Raw genomic sequence first — 21,884 nt, forward strand, 5'->3', positions numbered from 1 at the left:
ATTCAGAGCGCTGGGCTGAGCGATTGACAGCAAGTGCAGGGTGCCGGGGGCTCACTGTACGGGCGTTTCCGGTGGGGCTTCCGGCCGTTTGCTGACCCCCGCACGATCGCTCAGGCTGATCAACGTCGCCATCAGGATCAGCAGAGCTCCGGCCGCCGTCGACAGGTCGATGGTCTCCCCGAAGATCCACCAGCCCCAGAATCCGGCCAGGCCCACCTGCACGTAGCTGATCGCCGTGGCCCGGGCCGCCGGCAGTGCGGAGAGGGCCCGGGTGAGCCCCACCTGCCCCACCTGGGTGAGCACTCCCACCCCCACCAGGGCGAGGAGTTCCATCGGGGTGGGGAGCACCGGATCGAGCAGCACCAGGGGCAGGCTCATGGGCACGGTCACCAGGGGGAAATAGAGCACGATCACGGCCGGATGCTCGCTCTCCGCCAGGCGGCGCACGCTCACGTAGGCCAGGGCGGTCAGCACGGCTCCGGCCACCGCCACCAGCACCCAGACCGGCGGCAGGGGGGCTGTCGCCGCCGGCCGGGCCACCAGCAGCACCCCCAGCCACCCCAGTCCCATGGCCATCAGCACGCGCCGTCCCAGGGGTTCCCCCAGCAGCATCCAGGCGAGCAGGGCCGTGAAGGTGGGATAGAGGTACTGCAGCACCGTGGCGGCGGCCAGGGGCAGGTGCACCACGGCGGCATAGACGCAGAACAGGGCGGCACTGCCCACCAGCCCACGCAGCGCCAGCAGCCCCCGACGCCGGCCCCAGGGGTTCACCCCCAGGCGCCGGACCATCCACAGGCTCAGGGCCAGGCTCACCAGCCCCCGGGCCAGCACCACCTCCCCCAGGGGGATGCGGTCGCCCACCTGCTTGACCCCCACCACCATCAGGCTGAAGGCGAGGGCGCTGAGCAGCATCCAGCCCCCGGCTCCAGGCACGCCGCCGCTGTCGCTGCCGGGCGTTCGGTTCAGGGTGAGACCTCCATCGGTGGTGGCAGGCCCCAGAATGGCGGTAGGGAACCACTACCGATGGTGCCCTGAACCCGTGGTCCTCTTCCCGCGTCCGCCTTGAGCCTTCCCCGTCTCCACCCCCGCACGATCGAGGCCGTCAAGGAGCGGGCCGACATCGTCGATGTGGTGGGGGAGCACGTGGTGCTCAAGAAGAAGGGCCGCGAGTTCGTGGGGATCTGTCCGTTCCACGACGACAAATCCCCGTCGATGACGGTGTCGCCGGCCAAGCAGTTCTACTACTGCTTCTCCTGCGGCGCCGGTGGCAATGCCATCAAGTTCCTGATGGAGCTGCAGCGCACCAGCTTCAGCGAGGTGGTGCTGGAGCTGGCGCGCAAATACCAGTTGCCGGTCGACACTCTCGATGGCCCCCAGCAGGAACGGCTGCGCCAGCAGCTCTCCCGCCGCGACCGGCTGCACCGGGTGCTGGCCCTGGCGGCGGGCTGGTTCCAGGCCCAGCTGCGGGCGCCGGAGGGGCAGGCGGCCCTCGCCTACCTGCGTCAGCAGCGCGGCCTCAGCGAAACCACCCTGGAGGCGTTCCAGCTGGGTTATGCACCGGCCGGCTGGGATGGTCTGCTGCGGCATCTCCAGCAGGTGGAGGGCCTTGGCCCCGACCTGCTGGAGGCCGCCGGGCTGGTGGTGGCCCGCAAGGGCGGCGGCGGCTTCTACGACCGCTTCCGGGATCGGGTGATGGTGCCGATCCGCGACCGTCAGGGCCGGGTGATCGGCTTCGGCGGCCGGGGCCTGGACGGGGCTGAGCCCAAATACCTCAACTCCCCGGAAACGGAGGTGTTCGAGAAGGGCAAGCACCTGTTCGGCCTGGATCGGGCCGCCGACGCCATCCGCCGTGATGACCGGGCCGTGGTGGTGGAGGGCTACTTCGATGTGATCGCTCTGCACGCCGCCGGCATCACCAATGCGGTGGCCGCCCTCGGCACCGCCCTCAGCTCCAGCCAGATCACCCAGCTCTGCCGCTGCTGCGACAGCCGCCGGCTGATCCTCAACTTCGACAGCGACGGCGCCGGGGTGCGCGCCGCCCAGCGGGCCATCGGCGAGGTGGAGCAGCTGGCCCTGCAGGGCCAGCTGGAACTGCGGGTGCTGCACCTGCCCGCCGGCAAGGACCCGGACGAGTTCCTCAAGGACCACGGCCCCGGCGAGTACCGCTCCCTGCTCGACCAGGCCCCCCTCTGGCTCGACTGGCAGATCGAGCAGGTGCTCGAGGGCAAGGACCTGGCCCGGGCCGACCAGTTCCAGCAGGCGGTCACGGGGCTGGTGGAACTGCTGGGCAAGCTGCCCCAGTCGGCGGTGCGCAGCCACTACCTGCAGCAGGTGGCAGAACGCCTCTCCGGCGGCCAGGCCCGGCTGGCCATCCAGCTGGAGGACGACCTGCGCCAGCAGGTCAAGGGCCAGCGCTGGCACGGCCGCTCGGTGAAATGGGAGCAGCCCGGCGAGGTGGGGCTCCGTGAGCGGGCCGAGGCGGAGATCCTGCGCCTCTACCTCCACTGCCCCCCCTGGCGCGGGGTGATCCGCGCCGAGCTGCGGCGCCGGGAGCTCGACGATTTCGCCCTCCAGCACCACCGCCAGCTCTGGGCCGCCATCGGCGAGCTGGAGGAGGACAATCTGGGCGCCGGCCGGCTGGAGGCCATCAACCGGGGCACCGATCCGGGCCTGGATCTGGGCGATCTGGATCTGCCCCGGCTGCTGGGGGATCAGCTGCTGGTGGAGCAGAGCGCCCTGCTCAGCCGCCTCACGCCGCTGCTGGAGCCCACCGAGGTGCAGCGCATGGCCCTGGCCCACCCGCCCCTGCAGCTGCGGGGGGCGACGGCGTCTCTGGAGCGTCAGCGGGTGCTGCGCCGCTGCCGCCACCTGCTCGATGCCTGGTCCAGTCAGCGGCTCCAGACCCTGGAGCACTGCATCGCCCGGCTGCTGGAGGAGGAGCGCCAGGCCGCCCCGCCCGCGCCTGGCTCCACCCCAACCGCTCCCGGCGCCGGACTCGACATGGAGACCCGCATCCACGTCCTCTTCGATGCCCTCAACGGCGATGCCCTGCGTTTCCAGGAGGCCTACTACGCCGAGCGCCGCTACCTGAGCCAGCTGGACGACGGTCGCCGCGCCGGCTACGAGGAGACCCTGGCGGTGCCCGCCGCCTGACCCTCCGGGTTTTCCTGGCCGGTTCTCTCTCCCCCGCCGATCCCCGGCCCCGACGGCCTCCTGCCTAAGTTCGGATTGGTCGCTGATCCGCGATGGCTCCCTTCCCGTCGTTTCCGGTCCCCGTCGATGAGGATCAGCGGCTGCGTGATCTGGAGCGCTACGGCGTCCTGGATACCGGACGCGACGAGCACTTCGATCGCATCCTCGACCTGGCCGGGGCCATTTTTCATACCCCCATCGTCGCCATCTCCCTGGTGGAGTCCGACCGCCAGTGGTTCCTGGCCCATCGCGGGCTGGACGTGCAGGAAACGCCCCGCGACCAGAGCTTCTGCGCCCACGCCATCGTCCACGACGAGGTGATGGTGGTGCCTGATGCCCGCAGCGACGAGCGCTTCCGCACCAACCCCCTGGTCTGCGCGGATCCCCACATCCGCTTCTACGCCGGTGCCCCGCTCCAGACCCCGGAAGGCCACAACCTCGGCACCCTCTGCATCATTGACCGGGAACCCCGCGATCTCACCCAGGAGCAGCGCCAGTTGCTGCATCGCCTGGCCCAGCTGGCCATGCGTGAACTGGAGCTGCGTCGCCAGGCCCATCTCTGTCCCGTCACCGGCCTGCCGACACGCCACACCTTCCTGAGCATCGGAGCCCGGGAGTTCGACCGGTCCCGCCGGGATCACCGCTGCCTTTCGCTGCTCCTCTTCGATGTCGACAACCTGCGCCTGATCAACAACCGCTGGGGTCATGAGGCCGGCGACCAGGTGCTGGCCGATGTGGTTCGCCTGGCCTGCACCTTTCTGAAGGAGCGGGATTTCGCGGCCCGTCTGGGGGACGGTGAATTTGCCATGCTGCTGGTGGGCATCGACCCTGACCAGGCCATGGCCCTGGCCGACGGTCTGCGCACCGCGGTCGCCCACATGCCCGGTGTGTACACCCATTCCGATTTTTGTCTGCACATCAGCGGCGGCCTCACGGCCCTGGCTGCCTCGGACCGCCGCTTCACCGACCTGGTGGGACGCGCCAGCCGCGCCCTGGAGCTGGCCAAGGGCAACGGCCGCAACCAGATCGCCAGCCTCTATGAGGGTCGCTGAGACCTGCCCTGGCGTCTGCCGGCCTCATGCCCGCACCACCGGCACGTCGCTCAGCCGGGTGGTGGCGGCCCGGGACAGCCGTGAGCGGCGCATCGTCCAGTGGGGGTGCAGTCCGCAGGCGGCCCACTGCACGGTGCCGCTGCCGTAGCGGCGGTTGAGGCCGTCGATGGCGGCCATCAGGGCCTCACGACGCCGCTGCTGCTCCGGCGGCAACGGTGCCAGCAGATGGTGCTGCAGCAGTTCCACCGGCTGCAGATCCTGCAGCAGCACGCCCGCCTTCTGCAGGGGCTTGTGGGGCCGGAACAGCCGCCCGGCCAGGGGCAGGGCGGCACTGAGCAGCACGGCGGTGTCGTTGCTGGCCAGCGGCAGCTGGACCGTGGCGGCGTTGGCGTAGAAGCGGGTGCCGTTGAAGGGGCTGCTGCGCACGAAGACCGTGACGCAGCCCGCCCGCTGCCCCTGGCGGCGCAGCTTCTCGCAGCCCCGGCTGAGGTAGGTGGCGATGGCCTGACGCAGGTCCTCCAGGCTGGTCACCGGTTCGCTGAAGCTGCGACTGACGCAGGTTTCCTGCTTCGCCGGCGGCAGGCTGACCAGGGGCAGGCAGCTGTGTCCCCGCAGTTCCTGCTGCAGACGTACCCCCACGACACCGCAGCGATGCCGCAGTTCGCCGCTGGGCATGTCGCGCAGGGCCCGGGCATGGCCGATGCCCCGCAGCCGGCACCAGCGGGACAGTCGGCGGCCGATGCCCCAGACGTCCTCGACGGCGACCGCCTCCAGCCAGGGGTCCGGATCGCCGGCCCGGTCCAGGTCGAAGACGCCGCCGTGGCGGGGGTCGCGCTTGGCGATGCGGTTGGCGATCTTGGCCAGCACCTTGGTGGAGGCGATGCCCACCGCCACCGGCAGCCCCAGTTCGCGGCGCAGCTGACGGCGCAGGTCCCTTCCCCAGGCGCTGAGGTCGCCGTCGCCCGGCGGGCGGTGCAGGCGGCCGAAGGCTTCGTCGATGGAATAGATCTCCAGCTCCTCCACCCAGGCCTCGAGGCTGGCCATCAGCCGCTGGCTCATGTCGGCGTAGAGGCCGTAGTTGGAGCTGCGCACGATCACGCCGCGGCGCTCCAGGTCATGGCGCACCTGGAACCAGGGGGTGCCCATGGGAATGCCCATGGCCCGGGCCTCGGCGCTGCGGGAGACGATGCAGCCGTCGTTGTTGGAGAGCACCACCAGGGGCCGTCCGATCACGGAGGGATCGAGGGCCGCTTCGCAGGAGGCGTAGAAGTTGTTGCCGTCGATCAGGACCGTGGCCGCTCCCATCGCCCTCCCGGCAGCGAACGGATCACGTGCAGCGCCACCCCCCACAGCCGGTCGTCGTCGCTGCCGCCCAGGGCCAGGGGCGGGTAGGCGGGGTTGGCCGCCTCCAGCCACCAGCGGGGCCCGCGGCGGACCAGACGCTTGAGGGTGAAGCCCCCCTCCAGCAGGGCCACCACGATGCGGCCGGACCGGGGCACGGCGGCCCGGTCCACCACGAGCAGATCACCGTGGCGGATGCCGGCGCCGAGCATCGAGTCGCCGCAGACCCGCAGCAGCAGGGTGCGGCCGGGGTGGAGGTTCAGCTGCTCGTTGAGATCGATGCCGCGGCTGCCCGGGCCGGTGGCTGGATGGGTGGCTGGATCGGGCACGGGCACCGGGCGACGACCCGCAGCTTAGTACTCCTGTACTGGTTCAGCGGTCAGTCGTCGTCCTCCAGCAGCAGTTGCTGGAAGGCGGTGTAGAGGTCCTGGTGGGGATCGCCGGCGGTGGGCCGAGGCTTCAGGGGGCGCTGTCGCGGGGACCGCCGGCGCCCGGGCGCCACGCCTGCGCCCGGGCCTGCAGCTGAGCCCGGTCCGTCGGCAGGCGTGCCGCTGGGCGGGGGCGGCGCTTCCAGGTGCCGCAGCCGCTCGAGCAGATGGGGGGGGACGCTGCCGTCGGGACTCACGTCCATCAGTTCACGGAACAGCTGGTGCGGATCCTGTTCGGTCTCCACCGGATGGCGGCGATCGACGGCCCGGTCGCCGCTGGCTCGGCCGCCCGCGGAGGCGGTGGGCAGCGTCGGCGCGACGAGCTTCTGGGGCAGCTGGCGGCCGAGGGCCTCGAGGCGTTCCCGGCTGCGGGCATCGAAGCTCATCGGGACGGGTTCAGGGACAGTTCAGTGTGTCGCGGGTGGAGCGGCCGCTGACGGGGTTGGTGCCGCTGGCGGTAGCGCAGAGCGTCGTCAGGGCATCACCGCGCAGGGGGACGTTGCTGAAGTCGGCGCCGTCGATGCGCACGTCGCGGAACTTGGTGTTGAAGGCGAAGGCGTCGTCGAGCCGGGCATTGCGCAGGTCGGTGCCCTCGAACACGGCCGAATCCAGGGTCGCGTCCCGCAGATCGCTGCCACTCAGGTCGGCGTCCTGGAGCTTGGCGCCGAACAGGCTGGCGCCCCGCAGGTCGGCCTCCGAAAGGTCGGCGTCGCGCAGGTTGGTGAGGTTGAAGGTCACGCCGCGCAGGTCGGCGCCGTGGAAATCGGCACCGATCAGCACCTGCTTGGCGTAGTCCATGGCCGCCGCCACCGGGACGGGGCGGGCCAGCAGCAGGAGGACGCCGAGCATGACCGAGAGGACCACGGACAGCAGCGTGGCTGCGGACCGAGGCGGGGAGAGGGGGCTCGCCATCGGGGAGGGAGCGGAGCGTATCAGCCTAGGAAAGTGGGGCATCGCCACTCCGGAGCCGGTGGATCCATGCCGATGAGGTCGGGGCGACTAGCGTGGAAAGGGCAGGATTTGCCGATCACCCGATCACCGATTCCCTATCCATATCCATTGATGGTCAAGGACGTCCAGCGATCAGGAGTCGGAGGGTGCCACCGCACCGGAGCACCATGACCGGGCGGAAGAGGGCCGCAGGCGGAGAAGAGATGCCAGGCACCGGAGCGATCGAGGGTCTGCTGAGGAGAATCGAGAAGCCTGCGGCCCTGGCCGATGGTCAGGGTGTGATCGTGGCGGCGAACGAGGCGTTCTGCCGTCGGGCGGGTCTGGAGCTGGCGGAACTGCGGCAGCGGGATCTGCAGCAGCTCTGCATCGCCGACGTGACGCCGCTGCTGAAGGGAACGGTGGCGGCGCTCAGCAGCGATCTGCTCGGCTCCCCAGGAGCCGATGGCGCCATCCCCCTGTCGCTGACCCGTCTGGAGGCCACCGCGACCGATGATGGCGAGCCCCCTGCCCCGGAGCGGGGGTGGTGTCTGCTGGAACTGCTGGATCAGCGGGTCAGCCTGGGGGATCTCGATGAGCTCGTGTCGGCCCGCTGCCCGGACGGTGCGGTGCTCCTGCACCTGGAAGTGCTGCAGCTCGACCTGGTGCGCGGCCGGCTGGGCATCGCCGCCTGCGAGGCCCTGATCGAGGAGATCGCCCACCGCCTGGAAGCGGTCCTGCCCTCCAAGGGGTTCTTCTCCCGACAGGGCGGCGATCGGCTCCTGGCCCTGCTGCCGGGTTCGATGGGCATCGATGCGGTGCGGGACCTGGCCGGCGAGCTGCTCGCCAGCCTGGAGGCCCCCACGACGGTGCTGGAGCACGTCATCGAACCGTCGCTCAACGTGGGCATCAGCCGCTGTCCCGAGGACGGCAGCGAGTTCGCCCTGCTGCTGGATGCCGCCACCCGGGCACTGGAGGAAACCCACCGCCAGCCCTTCTCGAGCTGCTGCATCGCCGCGCCGGTGGAACGGTCGGTCCAGCTGCAGGAGCTGCTGGCCCGTCCCCTCGCCCTGGCGATCGAGCAGGAGCAGCTGGAACTGGCCTACCAGCCCATCATCGAGCTGGAGTCAGGTCGGGTGATCGCCGCCGAGGTGCTCTGCCGCTGGGATGATCCGGTGCTCGGTCGCCAGTCGCCCGCCGATTTCATCGACGTGGCCGAGGCGACGGCCCAGATCTCCTCCCTCGGTCGCTGGGTGATGGAGCGGGCCTTCGAGGCCCTGCATCGCTGGGATGTGGCCGGGCTGCAGCTGGAGAAGATCTGCGTCAACGTCTCCCCGCTCCAGGTGCAGGATCCCACCTGGAGCAGCGACCTGCTGATGGCCCTGGAGCGCCACCGGCTGACCCCCGATCGGATCGTGCTGGAGCTCACCGAGGGCAACATCATGGAGATGTCCAGCCACGTGGCCAACCAGCTGCGGGATCTGCGCCGGCAGGGGTTCCATCTGGCCATGGACGACTTCGGCACCGGTTACTCCGGCCTGCAGCGGCTCACCGAACTGCCCTTCAGCGAGGTGAAGATCGATCGCAGCCTCATCTCCGCGATCGACTACGACCAGCTGCAGCAGGCCATGCTCAGCGCCGTCATCCGGCTCAGCGAAGCCACCGGGATCACGGTGGTGGTGGAGGGGGTGGAGCGCTCGCGTCAGCGGCAGATGCTGCTCACCCTCGGCTGTCGCCACGGTCAGGGCTATCAGCTCTCGGCCCCCCTTTCCGATCTGGATCTGGAGGCCCTGCTCCAGAGTCAGATCTTCCCTGCGGCCTGACCGCCGACCGGTGATGCTCTGGAGCGATCCGCTGCTGCTGTCCCTGGAGGTGGGGGACGCCAGAGGCGTGGCGGGCCTGTCCCGGGCGATCCAGCTGTCGGTGGCGCCGGTGTTTCTGTTCACGGGCGTCACGGGGCTGCTGAGTCTGTTCACCTCGCGGCTGGCCCGGATCATCGATCGCACCCGCGTCATCCAGGAGGCGCTGGGGGCGAGCCTGGCGCGGGGGGAGAGCGAGCGCCAGGAGGCGGAACGGCTGGAGCAGGTGCTGGTGGTCCAGCGGCGCCGCACCTTCCTGATCAACCGGGCCATCCTGGCGGTCACGCTCACGGCTCTGCTGGTGGCGGCCGTGGTGGCGGTGCTGTTCATCAGTGCGGTGGCGGCCCTGGACGTGGCCGCGATCGTGGTGCCCCTGTTCGTGACGGCCATGGGCGCGATGATCGTGGGGCTGCTGCTGTTCCTGCTGGAGGTGCAGCTGGCCATTCGCCAGAATCCGCGCCGCTATTACTGATCCCTGGTCACCCGCCTACCCCATCACCGGTTCTGATCACCCTTCACCCGCAGGTTGGCGGCGGCCGGGAAGTCTGGATCCGTTGATGCCAGGCTCGCCATGTCCCGCAGCCCCGCCCAGCGTCAGGGAGCCTGGGCGGAGCAGCGGGTGCTGAGGTTGCTGCGACTGCGTGGCTGGCAGTTGCTGGAGCGCAACTGGCGCTGCCGCTGGGGGGAGCTGGATCTGGTGGTCCAAAAACCGGGGCGCCTGCTGCTGGTGGAGGTGAAGGGGCGCCGTCCCGGCAACCGGGACGGGTGGGGCACCGCGGCCCTGCGCCGGCCCAAGCGCCGCCGCCTGGCGCGGGCCTGGTCCTGCTGGCTGGCGGATCACCCCCGCTGGGAACGGACGCCGGTGGAGCAGGTGGCGGCCCTGGTGCCCCTGCCGCCGTCGACCGCTCCGGTGCGCTGGATCCGGCTCGGGGACTGAACGTCGTGAGGTCCCTCAAGGGGGGGATGTCCGCGGCCAGGCCAGGAGTCCCGTCATGGTGAGGACAGGCTGTACCAAAGGGTCGGGGTCACGCTGACCGCCTGCGGCTCACTGATCGCGGGCCATGCGGTGCGCTGTGGCCCTGTCGGGGATCGGTGCCGCACTGATAGGGCCGCTGCTGCTGGGGGAAGAGCGTTCCGGAACGCTCGGATCGGCAGAGGGGGTGCGGCTGCAGCCGGTGGAGGTGAGGGGGGTGTCCGGGGCTCCAGGACAGGAACAGGGAGGCTCGGTGAGCTGGGGGATCGGAACACCGTGTCGCCTTCGACGCGGCGCGGATCACGGAACCTGCCTCTTGCGATTTCTGGCTCGTGCTGTGGGAGGCCATGGCCCGGGGAAGATTGGAGCCCAGTTCCGCGTCGGTGATGGAGCCATCGCCGTTGATGTCGGCGGCACCATCCAGGGCTCGGATCAACAGTGGGGTGAAAAGACGCTTGGCAGGCACTTCTGCATGGACATCCCCCGCAGTGATGAACTGTCTGACGGGCATACTGATCTGGCGCTGCGGATAGGTGGGCAGGGGAGATGCGGAGCGGACCTTGAACATCGCGCCGGAGACACAACTGTTAAACATGAACAGGACGTGGCGGGCTTCCATCTGCCGTGCCCAGGACATGACCTGCTCCATGCTGAGAGCGGAGGTCGCGAAGGCCAGATCACCCTCGACCCGATCGTTGGCCGGAGCATCCACGGCTACGAGATAGCCCAAAGCGTTGTTTCGAGTCCATCGATGACCAGCAAAACAGATCAACAGACGGATGTAGTAAGCAAACCCGTAGCGTTTGATGAATGAGTCGATCGAACTCTTCAGCCTGATCGAATCAGGATTCGCAACCATTTCCAGCTTGGAGCCTTGGCGATTCAGGACCTGCCTGAAGTCGCTGGCCATCTGCTGAAGATTGTGCAATGTCTTCCAGAACGAATGCTTGTCGTCCACGGCCCGGATCACCAGGACATGACTGCTGCCCTGCCGAAACAGGTGAGTTCCGCCGGCATGCTTGACCTCCGGCTGGCCCTCGGCGGCCGGTCCCTGGATCGCCGGGCCCAGGCTGATGGCGAAGCCGATCGGCACCCGTTGTGCCAGGCCGACAGCTGTCTTGGCAGCAGAGATTTGATCGCATCGATGACTTCGGCCCGCTTCGGCTGTTCCTGGACACGGAAGATCCTGAGCTGTCCTGACTGTCCCTGGTCCACCAGAATGGTGCCAGCCGCCAGGCGTCGGTCGTTCTGGACCAGCAGCTTCCCGTCGTGCTGCCGCCGAACGACGATGCCGCGGTAGCGGATGTCTTTGGACGCGGTCATCAGCGTGTTCACCAGGGCATCGACGCTGACGATCCCGACCAGCAGGTAGAGCAGGGCAGAGGAGCGCAGCTACCAGCGGATGTCCACCTGACGGTCAACGATCGAGTCCGTCCGTCCAGGGAGAATGCTCTGGAGCAGCAAGAGAAGCCCCAGGCCCATACAAGTGGTTGAGGCGCTGCCTGCATGGCCGTAGGAATTTTGGCCGCTTCGGGTGCTGCGGTTCGAAGGGGAAGGGAAGAGTTCCATGCCCGGATGGACCGCCATTCTCTGCATTCTGGAGACCACCGGCAGCCAGGGAGCAAGGCACGCCTGAATGCAGCAGTTCCGCTGTTTTGTGAGGGCCTCCCCGCTCCGATGGCGAGGACTCAGGGCTGGGAGGGGGCCGGCGCCGCTGGATCGGTCGTGTAGAAGACGGTGCACCGGTAGCGGGTGTTGTCCATCCCCACCTCCAGGTCCTCGCAGAGTGTGCGGGTGACCCTGGCTCCCTTGGGCACCTGTTCCATGGCCCTCTGGCGGGTCGCCTGGCGATCGAAGATCGATTCGGCGGTGACGCTGCCGGCGTGGACAGGGCCACTCAGCAGCACCAGGCCGCCCGCCAGGAGGGTGCCGCTCAGCAGGATTCGATGGACCATGGGGATCAGAGGGGCTGTACCACCCCTGGCCAGGGCTGACGGCCCTGCAATCTGGGGAGACCTGTCGGCGCCCCATGACCTTCAGCGGCCACCGGGCCCGCAAGCGCTTCGGCCAGCACTGGCTCCAGGATGGCCAGGTGCTGGATCGCATCCTGGCGGCCGCCGAGCTCGACAGCGGCGACCATGTGCTGGAGGTGGGCCCCGGTCGGGGGGCCCTGACCGAACGGTTGCTGGCCTCCCCGGCCGCATCCGTGCTGGCGGTGGAGCTGGACAGGGATCTGGTGGCGGGCCTGCGCCAGCGCTTCGGAGCTGATGGTCGCTTCAGCGTCATCGAGGGTGACGTGCTGGCCCTGCAGCTGCCCCCCCCCGGCCGGCCGGTCCCCACCAAGGTGGTGGCCAACATTCCGTACAACATCACCGGACCGCTGCTGGAGCTGCTGGTGGGGCGCCTGGGCCGGCCGGCCCCCTGCCCCTTCGAGCGCCTGGTGCTGCTGGTGCAGCAGGAGGTGGGCCAGCGCATCCGGGCCAAGCCCGGCAGCAGTGCCTATTCGGCCCTGAGCGTGCGGATGCAGTTGCTGGCCCGCTGCAGCAGCGTCTGCCCGGTGCCGCCGCGCAGCTTCTCGCCGCCGCCGAAGGTGAACTCCGAGGTGATCCTGATCGAGCCCCTGCCTGAGGCGGCCTTGCCACCGCCGGAGCAGGCCCTGGCGGTGGAGCGGTTGCTCAGGCGCTGCTTCGCCGCCCGGCGCAAGATGCTGCGCAGCAGCCTGGCGGGGCTGCTGCCGCCACCGGCCCTGGCCGAGCTGGTCGCCACCGCCGGGGTGGACCTGCGCCAGCGCCCCCAGGAACTGGGACCCGAACGCTGGCTGGCCCTGGCCACCGGCTTGAATCGGGCGTCCACGCCTTCTCCTGGCGGAGCATGACTTCGATGGCTGACGTGACGGTGCGGGCCCCCGCCAAGATCAACCTGCACCTGGAGGTGCTGGGTCTGCGGCCCGACGGCTTTCACGAGCTGGCCATGGTGATGCAGAGCATCGACCTGAGCGACACCCTGGTCCTGCGGACCACCGCCGATGCCGGCATCCGCCTGCGCAGCGACAGCCAGGAGCTGCCCACCGATGGCTCCAACCTGATCGTCAAGGCGGCGCAACGGCTCCGGGACCGGGTGGGGCTGCCGGAGCTGGGGATGGAGTGCACCCTCCACAAGCGCATCCCCATCGGTGCCGGGCTGGCGGGCGGCTCCAGCGATGGCGCCGCCGCCCTGGTGGGCCTGGACGCCCTCTGGGGCCTGGGGCTGGGCCGGGAGCGGCTGCACGGCCTGGCAGCGGAGCTGGGATCCGACATGCCCTTCTGCCTGGAGGGTGGCACCCAGCTCTGTTTCGGCCGGGGGGAACGGCTGGAGCCGGTCCCCCATGCCGGGGCCGCACAGCGGGCGGTGCTGCTGCTCAAGCACCCGGCGGCCAGCGTGTCCACCCCCTGGGCCTACGCCCGGTGCCGCGATCTGCGGGGCGATTTCTACCTGGACAACGAGGCGGATTTTGAGCAGCGTCGCCTGGCCCTGCGCCAGGGGCCGCTGCTCAAGGCCCTGGCAGGATCCGCTCTCCTGCCGCCCCTGCGCAACGATCTTCAGGCCGTGGTGGCCCCGGAGGTGGAGAGCGTGCGTCTGGGCCTCGACCTGCTGCGCAGCCAGCCCGGATCGCTTGCCGTTGCCATGAGCGGTTCCGGGCCCAGTCTCTACGCCCTCTTTCCCGACCTGGCAGCGGCTGAGGCGGCCCGCAGGGGACTGGAGCAGGAGCTGGTGGAGCTCGGCTTTGAGGCCTGGTGCTGCCGCTGCGGCGGCTCCGGTGTCAGCCTGGTCGCGGATGGATCCCCACCATGACCGACGAGAGCCCTGCCCCGCCCCCCCGCAAGGGACCACTCAGCTTCCTGTCCGGTGCCCTCACCAGCGGCCTGCTGGCCTGGCTGAGCCTGGGGCTGAGCCAGCGGGTGGTGGGCTGGTACGTGAGCCATCCGCCCCACTTCGATTCACCCTTCGCCCAGAGCATCGCCACCGCCATGAAGACGCTCATGGTGGGGATGTGTTTCCTGGCCACCTTCAGCTTCGCCTTCATCGGGCTGGGGCTGCTGCTGGTGTTTGTCCGCAGTCTGTTGCCGGCCGGAGCGGAGAGCCCTTCCTAGGCTGCAGACGTCCCTGACCTCCTCCCATGACCCCCCACGACCTGGGCCTGCTGGTGGTCCTGCTGCTGCCGGGCATGCTGCTGTCGGTCCTGCTGCTCAGCACCTTCGCCGCCGGAGGCTGAGATAGGTTGGCCGCGCAAAGGCCCCTGCCCCGTGGCTGAAACCCTTCTGTTCAACGCCCTGCGCGAAGCCATCGACGAGGAGATGGGGCGAGATCCCCATGTCTGCGTCATGGGAGAGGACGTGGGCCACTACGGAGGCTCCTACAAGGTCACCAAGGATCTCTGCGAGAAATACGGCGAACTGCGTGTGCTCGATACACCCATCGCCGAGAACAGCTTCACCGGCATGGCCGTGGGTGCCGCCATGACGGGCCTGCGGCCGATCGTGGAGGGCATGAACATGGGCTTCCTGCTGCTCGCCTTCAACCAGATCTCCAACAACATGGGGATGCTCCGTTACACCAGCGGCGGCAACTACACCATCCCCGCCGTGGTCCGGGGTCCGGGGGGTGTGGGTCGCCAGCTCGGCGCCGAGCACAGCCAGCGGCTGGAGGCTTACTTCCATGCGGTGCCGGGCATCAAGATCGTTGCGGTGAGCACCCCCACCAACGCCAAGGGCCTGATGAAGGCCGCCATCCGCGACAACAATCCCGTGCTGTTCTTCGAGCACGTTCTCCTCTATAACCTCAGCGAAGATATCCCCGAAGGGGACTACATCTGCGCCCTCGACCAGGCTGAGCTGGTGCGGGAAGGGAAGGACGTGACGATCCTGACCTATTCCCGCATGCGCCATCACTGCCTCAAGGCGGTGGAACAGCTGGAGGCCGAAGGGGTGGATGTGGAACTGATCGACCTGATCAGCCTCAAACCCTTTGACATGGAGACGATCGCCCGCTCAATCCGCAAGACCCACAGGGTGATGGTGGTGGAGGAATGCATGAAGACCGGCGGCATCGGCGCCGAACTGATCGCCCTGATCACCGAGCATTGCTTCGACGACCTTGACGCCCGCCCCCTGAGGCTTTCGTCCCAGGACATCCCCACGCCCTACAACGGCAATCTGGAGAACCTCACCATCATTCAGCCCCATCAGATCGTCGTTGCGGCGCGCGAACTGAAAGCAGGCCGTCGCTGAGATGGGACGTCAACAGGGCTGGTTCGCCCTCATCCTCGCCCTCACCATCGCCTCCGGGGCCCTGCTGGCCAGCTACGGGCTGCAGCTGGGTCTGGATCTGCGGGGCGGCAGTCAGCTCACCCTCCAGGTGATGCCGGCCGGGGCCATCACCCGGGTGGATGCCGAGCAGCTGGAGGCGGTCAAGGACGTGCTGGAGCGGCGCATCAACGGCCTGGGGGTGGCGGAATCCACCCTGCAGGCCGTGGGCAGCGACCAGCTGGTGCTGCAGCTTCCCGGCGAGCAGGATCCCAGCCAGGCGGCCCGGGTGCTCGGCAGCACCGCCCTGCTGGAGTTCCGGGCCCAGAAGCCCGGCACCGAGGAGGAGATGCAGGGGCTGCTGGCGCTCAAGCGCCAGGCCGAGTCGGTCCTGAGGGCCAAGCGCCCATCGGCGGCAGACGCTGCCGATGGGCCCCAGGCACCGCCGCCGCCGGTCCTCTCCACTAAGGATCTGGCGAAGGCCCTGGCCGCGCTTGGCGTTCAGGTGCCCCCCGGCAGCAGCGAGGTGGACCAGATCGAGCTGCTGCTCCAGGAAGCCAACCGCCGCATCCTCAGCCTCTACGGCCCGCCGCTGATCACCGGCAAGGACCTCACCAGCGCGGGTCGTCAGCAGCAGGCCACCGGCTCCGGTTGGGAGGTGACTCTGGGTTTCAACCGCGAAGGAGGCGAGAAGTTCGCTGCCCTGACCCAGTCGATCGCAGGCACCGGAAGGGTGCTCGGCATCATCCTTGATGGCCGCTCGATCAGCGAGGCCAGTGTGGGAGAGCAGTTCAAGGTGGCGGGCATCACCGGTGGCGCCGCCTCGATCACCGGCAATTTCAGTGCCGACGAAGCCCGCGATCTCGAGGTGCAGTTGCGGGGCGGCTCCCTGCCCCTGCCGGTGAAGATCGTCGAGGTCCGCACCGTGGGACCGTCCCTGGGGGCCGAGAACATCCGCTCCAGCCTGGTGGCAGGCCTCTCCGGCCTCGCCCTGGTGGCGGTGTTCATGGTGGTGCTCTACCGCCTGCCTGGGGTTGTCGCGGTGGTGGCCCTGAGTCTCTATGCCCTGTTCAACCTGGCGATCTATGCCCTCATCCCGGTCACCCTCACCCTGCCGGGGATCGCCGGTTTCATCCTCTCGATCGGCATCGCCGTGGATGCCAACGTGCTGATCTTCGAGCGGGTGAAGGAGGAGCTGCGCAGGGGCAACACCCTGATCCGTTCGATCGACACGGGCTTTTCCCTGGCCTTCTCCTCCATCTTCGACGGCCACGTCACGGGCATGATCAGCTGCGCGGCCCTCTTCTTCCTGGGCACCGGGCTGGTGAAGGGTTTCGCCGTCACCCTGGCCATCGGCCTTCTGCTCAGTCTGTTCACCGCCCTCACCTGCACCCGCACCCTGCTGCGGTTGCTGATGAGCTATCCGGCCCTGCGGCGACCCACCTACTTCCTCACCGCCCGCCAGCTCCCCGGGGCCAAGGCGGCGGATACCAACCCGGGTCTGGCCTGACTGTCCCCCATGACCACTCTCCCCTCCCCCAGGTTCCGCATCAACCGCCATCGCCGTCTGGCCTGGACGGGTTCGGTGCTGGCCTGCGGCCTCAGCCTGCTGGGCCTGGCGCTCTGCTGGCTGAACCCCTCGATTCATGCACCGCTCAAGCCAGGCCTCGACTTCACCGGCGGCACCCAGGTGCAGGTGGAGCGTGACTGCGCCCCATGCACGGCGATCACCGCGCCCGAAATCCGCCAGAGCCTGGCCCGGTTGAACCTGCCTGTGGCGGAAGGGGAGCAGCCGCCGAACCTCGACGGCGCCTCGGTCCAGGTGCTGGACGGTGGCCGCTCCCTGCTGCTTCGGCTTCCCACCCTCGCGGCCGACCAGAGCTCGGCCCTGGTCACACAGCTTTCCAGCAGCTTCGGGCCGCTGCGGGCCAGCGGCACGTCGGTGAACACCATCGGTCCGACCCTTGGTTCCCGTTTGCTGCGCGGCAGCATGATTTCCCTGCTGGTCAGCTTCGTGGGGATCGCCGTCTACATCTCCTTCAACTACAGCGGCATCTTCGCCTTTCTGGCCCTGCTCTGCCTGGCCCACGACGTGCTGATCACCTGCGGACTGTTCGCCTGGCTCGGCCTGCTCCAGGGCGTCGAAGTCGACTCCCTGTTCGCCGTCTCCCTGATCACCGTGGCCGGTTACTCGGTCACTGACACCGTGGTGGTCTATGACCGGATCCGGGAGCAGCGCCGCACCATGGCTGAGCTTCCCCTGGTGGACCAGGTGGACGTGGCCGTGGATGCCACCCTCACCCGTTCGATCTACACCTCCATCACCACTCTGATGCCATTGGTGGCGCTGATCTTCTTCGGAGGCAGCACCCTGTTCTGGTTCGCCGTGGCGCTCACCGTCGGCATCGCCGTCGGCAGCTGGTCCAGCATCGGTCTGGCCCCCACCCTGCTGCCGGTGATGTCGAAGCGATGAGCGCGTCTCCCCGCCGCCAGGGGAGCCGGCGGGGTCTGCCGCTTCTCCCCCTGGTGCTGCTGCTCCTGGCCCTGATCGACCTGCGGGTGGAGTTGATGCTCCTGTGGGATCACCTCACTTGGACGGCCATCAGCGCCGCTGTCCGCTCCCATCTCCTGGCCGTGACCGTCCTGCTCTCCCAGCCTTCCCTCTGGCGCCACTACCGACGTGCCCGCGGTTGATCTCCGGCCGGATCAGGCCTGGTCCCAGGCATCCATCAGATCACGGACCAGGACCTCTTCGCAGGCCACCTGCAACACCACGACCAGGGGCAGGGCCAGCAGCAGACCGGGCAGCCCCAGCAGCGCCCCCAGGCTCAGCTGGGCCATCAGGGCCACCGTCGGCAGCAGGTTGACGGTGCGGCGCAGCAGCAGGGGAGTGAGCAGGAAGGCTTCGCCGTTCTGGAGCAGCAGGCGCAGCACCAGCACCTGCACCACCTTGGCCGGCGAGATCAGCAGCGCCACGGCCAGGGGCAGCAGGGTGGCGGCGGTGGGGCCGATGGTGGGCACGAAGGTGAGCAGGCCGCAGACCAGGCCGCTCAACAGGGCCAGGGGCACCTTCAGCAGGGCCAGACCGGCCCAGGTGGTGACGAACACCACCGTGGCGGAGATGGTCATGCCCGCCAGCCAGCCGCCGAGGGCCAGGCGGCACTCCCGCAGCAGCAGCTCCATGCGCCGCCGGTAGAACTTCGGTGTCGCGGCCACCACCAGCCGTTGATGGCTCACCGGATCGAGAGCCATCAGGATCGCCAGCAGCAGCATCAGCAGCAGCTGAACCGTGCTGTTGGCGGCGCCGCCGGCCACCCCCAGCAGCTGGGTGCCGAGGGGCTGGAGCCGGTCCCAGAGGGAGCCCTCGTTCAGCTGGCGCTCCAGGTCCCGCAGCAGGGGAGCCTTGGGCACCATGTCGCCGAGCCGCTGCATCAGCTGGGGAACCAGCTGGCTGAACTGGCGGACCTGATCGATCAGCTCCGGCAGCAGCAGATTGCCCAGGAACCATCCCACCACCAGCACAGCCAGCAGCACCAGCGAAAGGGACGCGCCCCGGTTCAGGGGGCTGAGGCGGCGCAGCAGACTGGTGGGAACGTCAAGGGCCACGGCCAGCACCACGGCCCCGAAGAGGATCAGCAGCACCCAGCGCAGCTCCCAGAGCAGCAGGAACAGGGCCACCAGGGCCAGGGTTCCGAGGAGGGTGCGTGCCTTCATGTCAGGCGCCGTTCCCGCTTCCAGGGGTCGAGGATGTCGCGGATCAGCACCTCCCGGAGAATCACCTGCAGGCACACCGCCAGGGGCAGGGCGAGCAGCAGCCCGAGCGGGCCGAACACCACGGTGAAGATCAGCTGGGCCGTGAGCGTCAGACCCGGCAGCAGACGCAGCTGGTGGTGCATCACCGAAGGGGTGATGACGTAGCTCTCCAGGTTCTGGACCAGGATGTAGACCAGCAGGACAGCCACGGCCTTCCACGGCGCATCCAGCAGGGCCACCGACATCGGGAAGATGGTGCTCAGTGTCGGACCCACGTTGGGGATGATGTTGAGCAGGCCGGCCAGCAGGGCGTTGGCCGCCACCAGCTTGATGCCCAGCAGGGAGAGGCCGATGGCGGCCAGCAGCCCCACGCACACGGAGCTGATCAGCACCCCCACCATCCAGCTGCTCAGAGCGGTGCCGCAGGCCACCACCACCTGGCGCAGCCGTCGCCGATAGAAGGAGGGACACAGGAGCAGCACCACCTCCCTGTAGGCGTCCGGCTGGGCGGCCACCATCAGGGACACCGCCACCACGAACAGGGTCTGCACCAGGCCTGTGCCGAGGTTGCCGGCCACCCCCACCAGTCCGATCGCTCCCCCACCGATCCGGTCGAGCAGGTCAGGAGGCAGGGTCCTGGGAATTCCCAGACTCGATTTCAGCCAGTCCAGGGAGCCGTCAGTCTGTCCGTAGAGCATGCGCGAGGCGCCCTGCAGGGTCTGGCGCAGCAGTTTCAGCAGCTCCTCCCAGGCCTGGGGCACCTGGAGCAGCAGTTCCCGGAACTGCTCCACGAAAGGCGGAATCACCGCCGTGGCGACGACCACCACCACCAGAACCACCACCAGCAGGGCCAGCAGCAGGGCCAGGGGCCTGGGACAGCCGATCCGCTGCCGGATGGCGCCCACCAGGGTGCAGAGGGCCATGGCGAGAACCACGGCGGCGAACAGGAGCACGAGGGCGTCCCGCAGGTTCCACAACAGAACCAGCGCCGCCAGCAGCGCGATCAGGCCCAGCCACTGGCCGAATTTCAAGCCTCCTCCTGCCCCTCCGCGGCGGCCTCGCCTTCCCCATCCCCCTGGCCGGCGAAGCCGAGGCCGTGGCCGTCGGCGTAACGCTGGGCGAAGCGCATGAAGCGCTCGAAGTCGGCGGTGCTCTTCCAGGTGTAGGTGGCCTCGAGGGCGCTGGCCTTGCCGTTCACGAACCTGGCCTTCACTTCGCGGGTCACCATCTCGCCCTCCTCATCGAGCATGAACATGCCGGTGATGTCGCCCACCGCCTGGGGCGCCAGGGCCTCCGGTTCCTCGAACACGAACGTGGCCTGGCCGGTGCGGCCATCCCGGGAGCGCGTCAGACGGATGTCGGGCACGACCGTTTCGTCCACCCCACGGAAGAACTGAATGGCGGCGGCCATGGCACTCGGGCAAAGGGGGACTTTAGGCAGAGCCCGCTCCGATTTCTCCGGCCCGTGGCCCCTGACATAGTGGGGCCAGCCATGCTGCCTTTTCGGCTGGTCGTTCTTCCATGCTCTCCGGTCCCCCGGTTTCCAGCACCGTCGGTGCCGAACAGCTGCTGGAGCGTTTCCTCTCCGGCTCGCTGCGCCAGCGCCGCAGCCTCATGGCCGCCCTTGAGCAGGCCGGCTCCGAACTTCTCGAGCTGATTCCGGATCGCCTCGACCGACTCGATGCCACCGGCGATGACTGGGCCGCCGGCCACCTGATCCAGCTCCTGCTCAGCGCCGCCGAGCCCGGAGCCCGGCAGGCGCTGCTGGAGCGCCACCCCGAAGGCTGGCTGGCGGTTCCCAGCGCCGCCGGCCGGAACTATGCCCCGCTGCAGCGGCAGCTGATGGGCCAGGACTTCGAGCAGGCTGACCGGCTCACCAGTGAGCATCTGCGTCAGCTGGCCGGCGAGGCGGCGGTGCGCCGCGGCTACGTCTATTACAGCGAGGTGGCGACGATGGCCAGCACCGACCTGGAGAGCCTGGATCGGCTCTGGGTCTGCTACTCCCAGGGCCGCTTCGGGTTCTCGGTCCAGGCCCGGCTGCTGCAGGGCTGCCAGGGCCAGTGGGATCGGCTATGGCCCCGGCTGGGCTGGAAGGCACAGGGCACCTGGACCCGCTACCCCGGGGCCTTCGTCTGGTCGCTGGAGGCGCCTGAAGGCCACATGCCACTCATCAACCAGCTGCGCGGGGTACGGCTGATGGACGCCCTGTTGCAACATCCCGCCATCCAGGGGCGCCTGGAGGCGGCGAGGCTGGACCGTCCGCGTTAGGTTCCGATCAGGCGAACCGGAAACCCCTGCTTCATGCCGCTCCGCTGGGCCGATTACATCACGCCGTCCACCCTGCAGCTGGCCCCTCTGGTGGAGCTGCTTCTTGAACCCATCGGCTGTGCTCTGCGTCAGGCGGAGCTGCAGCTGGGTCTGCAGGAAGCCCTGGTCAATGCGGTGCGTCACGGCAACGGCTGCGATCCGGGCAAGTGTCTGCGCATCAGGCGGATCGTCACTCCCCGCTGGGTCGTGTGGCAGGTGCAGGACGAAGGCCCGGGTCTGCCGATTCATGCCCGTCGCAGCTGTCTCCCCTGCCAGGCCGATTCCATCTCCGGCCGGGGGCTGTTCCTGATCCACCACTGCTTCGACGATGTCCGCTGGAGCGGCCGAGGCAATCGCCTGCAGCTGGCCGTCCGCCGGGCGAGGGTCAGCGGCCGTGACGCGGACAGCCCGGGTCGCTGATCTCCGCCTTCAGCCAGGCCTGGGCATGCTCCAGCAGGGCCAGCGCCTGATCCCGGCCCTGCGTGGTCGCAGCGGCACCGGGGTCGTCGGAGGCCAGGAGCTGCACCAGGGCTGCGGCCACCTGCTCGGCGGCCCGCCTGGGCCGCTGCCGCTTGAGGGCATGCCAGTCCCGGTCACTGATGCTCAGCTGCCGGTGCAGCCGTTCGGCCAGGGGCAGGGCCCCTTCGGGCCAGCCCCGTCCCGGCTGGACGGAGGGATCCGAGGGGGCAGGGGCTTCAGGGGGGATGGTGATGGCAGCCACTGGACGTACGGCCGGAGTGCGTTCATCCTGTCGTCCCCGGGTCCTCCCT

General features: G+C 69.1%; 25 protein-coding genes. 14 read left to right on the top strand and 11 right to left on the bottom strand.

Annotated features, from left to right (window positions below; translation table 11 throughout):
* Positions 1 to 51: 51 nt before the first annotated feature.
* Entirely contained in the window at positions 52 to 912 is an 861-nt protein-coding gene (locus tag KUG41_RS07760; RefSeq protein WP_216902824.1) for a DMT family transporter, read from the bottom strand.
* Positions 913 to 1,062: 150 nt separating this feature from the next.
* Here KUG41_RS07760 and dnaG point away from each other — a divergent pair, with 150 nt between their 5' ends.
* The gene (dnaG, locus tag KUG41_RS07765) at positions 1,063 to 3,153 is read left to right on the top strand and encodes a DNA primase (RefSeq protein WP_216902826.1); all 2,091 of its coding nucleotides are present in this window, start codon (positions 1,063 to 1,065) and stop codon (positions 3,151 to 3,153) included.
* Positions 3,154 to 3,245: 92 nt separating this feature from the next.
* Positions 3,246 to 4,244 carry a sensor domain-containing diguanylate cyclase gene (locus KUG41_RS07770; RefSeq protein WP_216902828.1) on the top strand — a complete coding sequence of 333 codons (999 nt, stop codon included), beginning with the start codon at positions 3,246 to 3,248 and terminating at the stop codon, positions 4,242 to 4,244.
* 24 nt (positions 4,245 to 4,268) lie between these two features.
* Here KUG41_RS07770 and KUG41_RS07775 read toward each other — a convergent pair whose 3' ends face one another.
* The 4 genes from KUG41_RS07775 to KUG41_RS07790 are packed head-to-tail and all read right to left on the bottom strand — an operon-like array spanning position 4,269 to position 6,862.
* Positions 4,269 to 5,549 carry a Y-family DNA polymerase gene (locus KUG41_RS07775; RefSeq protein WP_216902830.1) on the bottom strand — a complete coding sequence of 427 codons (1,281 nt, stop codon included), beginning with the start codon at positions 5,547 to 5,549 and terminating at the stop codon, positions 4,269 to 4,271.
* A complete protein-coding gene (locus tag KUG41_RS07780) occupies positions 5,528 to 5,914 on the bottom strand; it encodes a LexA family protein (protein WP_371734073.1) in 387 nt (128 codons plus the stop codon). The genes KUG41_RS07775 and KUG41_RS07780 overlap by 22 nt, the downstream gene beginning before the upstream one ends.
* A 50-nt stretch (positions 5,915 to 5,964) precedes the next feature.
* Entirely contained in the window at positions 5,965 to 6,399 is a 435-nt protein-coding gene (locus KUG41_RS07785; protein ID WP_216902832.1) for a hypothetical protein, read from the bottom strand.
* Positions 6,400 to 6,409: 10 nt separating this feature from the next.
* Entirely contained in the window at positions 6,410 to 6,862 is a 453-nt protein-coding gene (locus tag KUG41_RS07790) for a pentapeptide repeat-containing protein (protein WP_254216965.1), read from the bottom strand.
* Positions 6,863 to 7,167: 305 nt separating this feature from the next.
* On the opposite strand from KUG41_RS07790, the gene KUG41_RS07795 reads away from it, so the two are divergent.
* The 3 genes from KUG41_RS07795 (at position 7,168) to KUG41_RS07805 (ending at position 9,736) form a co-directional block, all read left to right on the top strand.
* Entirely contained in the window at positions 7,168 to 8,763 is a 1,596-nt protein-coding gene (locus KUG41_RS07795) for a bifunctional diguanylate cyclase/phosphodiesterase (protein ID WP_216902836.1), read from the top strand.
* Positions 8,764 to 8,776: 13 nt separating this feature from the next.
* On the top strand, positions 8,777 to 9,271 hold the full coding sequence (locus KUG41_RS07800) for a DUF2721 domain-containing protein (RefSeq protein ID WP_216902838.1): 495 nt from the start codon (positions 8,777 to 8,779) through the stop codon (positions 9,269 to 9,271).
* A gap of 99 nt (positions 9,272 to 9,370) precedes the next feature.
* Entirely contained in the window at positions 9,371 to 9,736 is a 366-nt protein-coding gene (locus KUG41_RS07805; protein WP_216902842.1) for a YraN family protein, read from the top strand.
* 88 nt (positions 9,737 to 9,824) lie between these two features.
* Here KUG41_RS07805 and KUG41_RS07810 read toward each other — a convergent pair whose 3' ends face one another.
* Together KUG41_RS07810 and KUG41_RS07815 are read right to left on the bottom strand one after the other, a co-directional pair.
* A complete protein-coding gene (locus KUG41_RS07810; RefSeq protein WP_216902843.1) occupies positions 9,825 to 10,865 on the bottom strand; it encodes a hypothetical protein in 1,041 nt (346 codons plus the stop codon).
* A 595-nt stretch (positions 10,866 to 11,460) separates the two neighbouring features.
* Positions 11,461 to 11,727 carry a hypothetical protein gene (locus KUG41_RS07815; protein ID WP_216902844.1) on the bottom strand — a complete coding sequence of 89 codons (267 nt, stop codon included), beginning with the start codon at positions 11,725 to 11,727 and terminating at the stop codon, positions 11,461 to 11,463.
* A 74-nt stretch (positions 11,728 to 11,801) separates the two neighbouring features.
* Here KUG41_RS07815 and rsmA point away from each other — a divergent pair, with 74 nt between their 5' ends.
* The 7 genes from rsmA (at position 11,802) to KUG41_RS07850 (ending at position 17,748) form a co-directional block, all read left to right on the top strand.
* Positions 11,802 to 12,647: a 16S rRNA (adenine(1518)-N(6)/adenine(1519)-N(6))-dimethyltransferase RsmA gene (gene rsmA / locus KUG41_RS07820; RefSeq protein ID WP_216902845.1), complete on the top strand. Its 846-nt coding sequence runs from the start codon at positions 11,802 to 11,804 to the stop codon at positions 12,645 to 12,647.
* A 5-nt stretch (positions 12,648 to 12,652) separates the two neighbouring features.
* Positions 12,653 to 13,603 carry a 4-(cytidine 5'-diphospho)-2-C-methyl-D-erythritol kinase gene (ispE, locus tag KUG41_RS07825; RefSeq protein ID WP_216902846.1) on the top strand — a complete coding sequence of 317 codons (951 nt, stop codon included), beginning with the start codon at positions 12,653 to 12,655 and terminating at the stop codon, positions 13,601 to 13,603.
* Positions 13,600 to 13,902: a DUF3082 domain-containing protein gene (locus KUG41_RS07830; protein ID WP_216902847.1), complete on the top strand. Its 303-nt coding sequence runs from the start codon at positions 13,600 to 13,602 to the stop codon at positions 13,900 to 13,902. The genes ispE and KUG41_RS07830 overlap by 4 nt, the downstream gene beginning before the upstream one ends.
* 153 nt (positions 13,903 to 14,055) lie before the next feature.
* Entirely contained in the window at positions 14,056 to 15,039 is a 984-nt protein-coding gene (locus tag KUG41_RS07835; protein WP_216902848.1) for a pyruvate dehydrogenase complex E1 component subunit beta, read from the top strand.
* A 1-nt stretch (position 15,040) separates the two neighbouring features.
* A complete protein-coding gene (secD, locus tag KUG41_RS07840; RefSeq protein ID WP_216902849.1) occupies positions 15,041 to 16,564 on the top strand; it encodes a protein translocase subunit SecD in 1,524 nt (507 codons plus the stop codon).
* A 9-nt stretch (positions 16,565 to 16,573) separates the two neighbouring features.
* Positions 16,574 to 17,527 carry a protein translocase subunit SecF gene (gene secF / locus KUG41_RS07845; RefSeq protein WP_216902850.1) on the top strand — a complete coding sequence of 318 codons (954 nt, stop codon included), beginning with the start codon at positions 16,574 to 16,576 and terminating at the stop codon, positions 17,525 to 17,527.
* Positions 17,524 to 17,748 carry a hypothetical protein gene (locus tag KUG41_RS07850; protein WP_216902851.1) on the top strand — a complete coding sequence of 75 codons (225 nt, stop codon included), beginning with the start codon at positions 17,524 to 17,526 and terminating at the stop codon, positions 17,746 to 17,748. Before secF ends, KUG41_RS07850 begins: the two co-directional genes overlap by 4 nt.
* Positions 17,749 to 17,760: 12 nt before the next feature.
* Here KUG41_RS07850 and KUG41_RS07855 read toward each other — a convergent pair whose 3' ends face one another.
* The 3 genes from KUG41_RS07855 to psb28 are packed head-to-tail and all read right to left on the bottom strand — an operon-like array spanning position 17,761 to position 20,218.
* Positions 17,761 to 18,768: an AI-2E family transporter gene (locus KUG41_RS07855; RefSeq protein WP_216902852.1), complete on the bottom strand. Its 1,008-nt coding sequence runs from the start codon at positions 18,766 to 18,768 to the stop codon at positions 17,761 to 17,763.
* Positions 18,765 to 19,838: an AI-2E family transporter gene (locus KUG41_RS07860; protein WP_216902859.1), complete on the bottom strand. Its 1,074-nt coding sequence runs from the start codon at positions 19,836 to 19,838 to the stop codon at positions 18,765 to 18,767. Before KUG41_RS07860 ends, KUG41_RS07855 begins: the two co-directional genes overlap by 4 nt.
* On the bottom strand, positions 19,835 to 20,218 hold the full coding sequence (psb28, locus tag KUG41_RS07865) for a photosystem II reaction center protein Psb28 (protein ID WP_216902861.1): 384 nt from the start codon (positions 20,216 to 20,218) through the stop codon (positions 19,835 to 19,837). The genes KUG41_RS07860 and psb28 overlap by 4 nt, the downstream gene beginning before the upstream one ends.
* Positions 20,219 to 20,328: 110 nt before the next feature.
* Here psb28 and KUG41_RS07870 point away from each other — a divergent pair, with 110 nt between their 5' ends.
* Complete coding sequence (locus KUG41_RS07870; protein WP_216902864.1) at positions 20,329 to 21,075, top strand: GUN4 domain-containing protein; 747 nt, start codon at positions 20,329 to 20,331, stop codon at positions 21,073 to 21,075.
* A 33-nt stretch (positions 21,076 to 21,108) separates the two neighbouring features.
* Positions 21,109 to 21,534 (top strand): ATP-binding protein, encoded by a 426-nt coding sequence (locus KUG41_RS07875; protein ID WP_216902866.1) that lies wholly within the window; start codon positions 21,109 to 21,111, stop codon positions 21,532 to 21,534.
* Here KUG41_RS07875 and KUG41_RS07880 read toward each other — a convergent pair.
* A complete protein-coding gene (locus KUG41_RS07880) occupies positions 21,500 to 21,835 on the bottom strand; it encodes a DUF6439 family protein (protein WP_371734074.1) in 336 nt (111 codons plus the stop codon). The genes KUG41_RS07875 and KUG41_RS07880 overlap by 35 nt on opposite strands.
* Between the last annotated feature and the right edge of the window lie 49 nt (positions 21,836 to 21,884).

Source organism: Synechococcus sp. CCY 9618 (assembly GCF_019038415.1).
Lineage (GTDB): Bacteria > Cyanobacteriota > Cyanobacteriia > PCC-6307 > Cyanobiaceae > Cyanobium.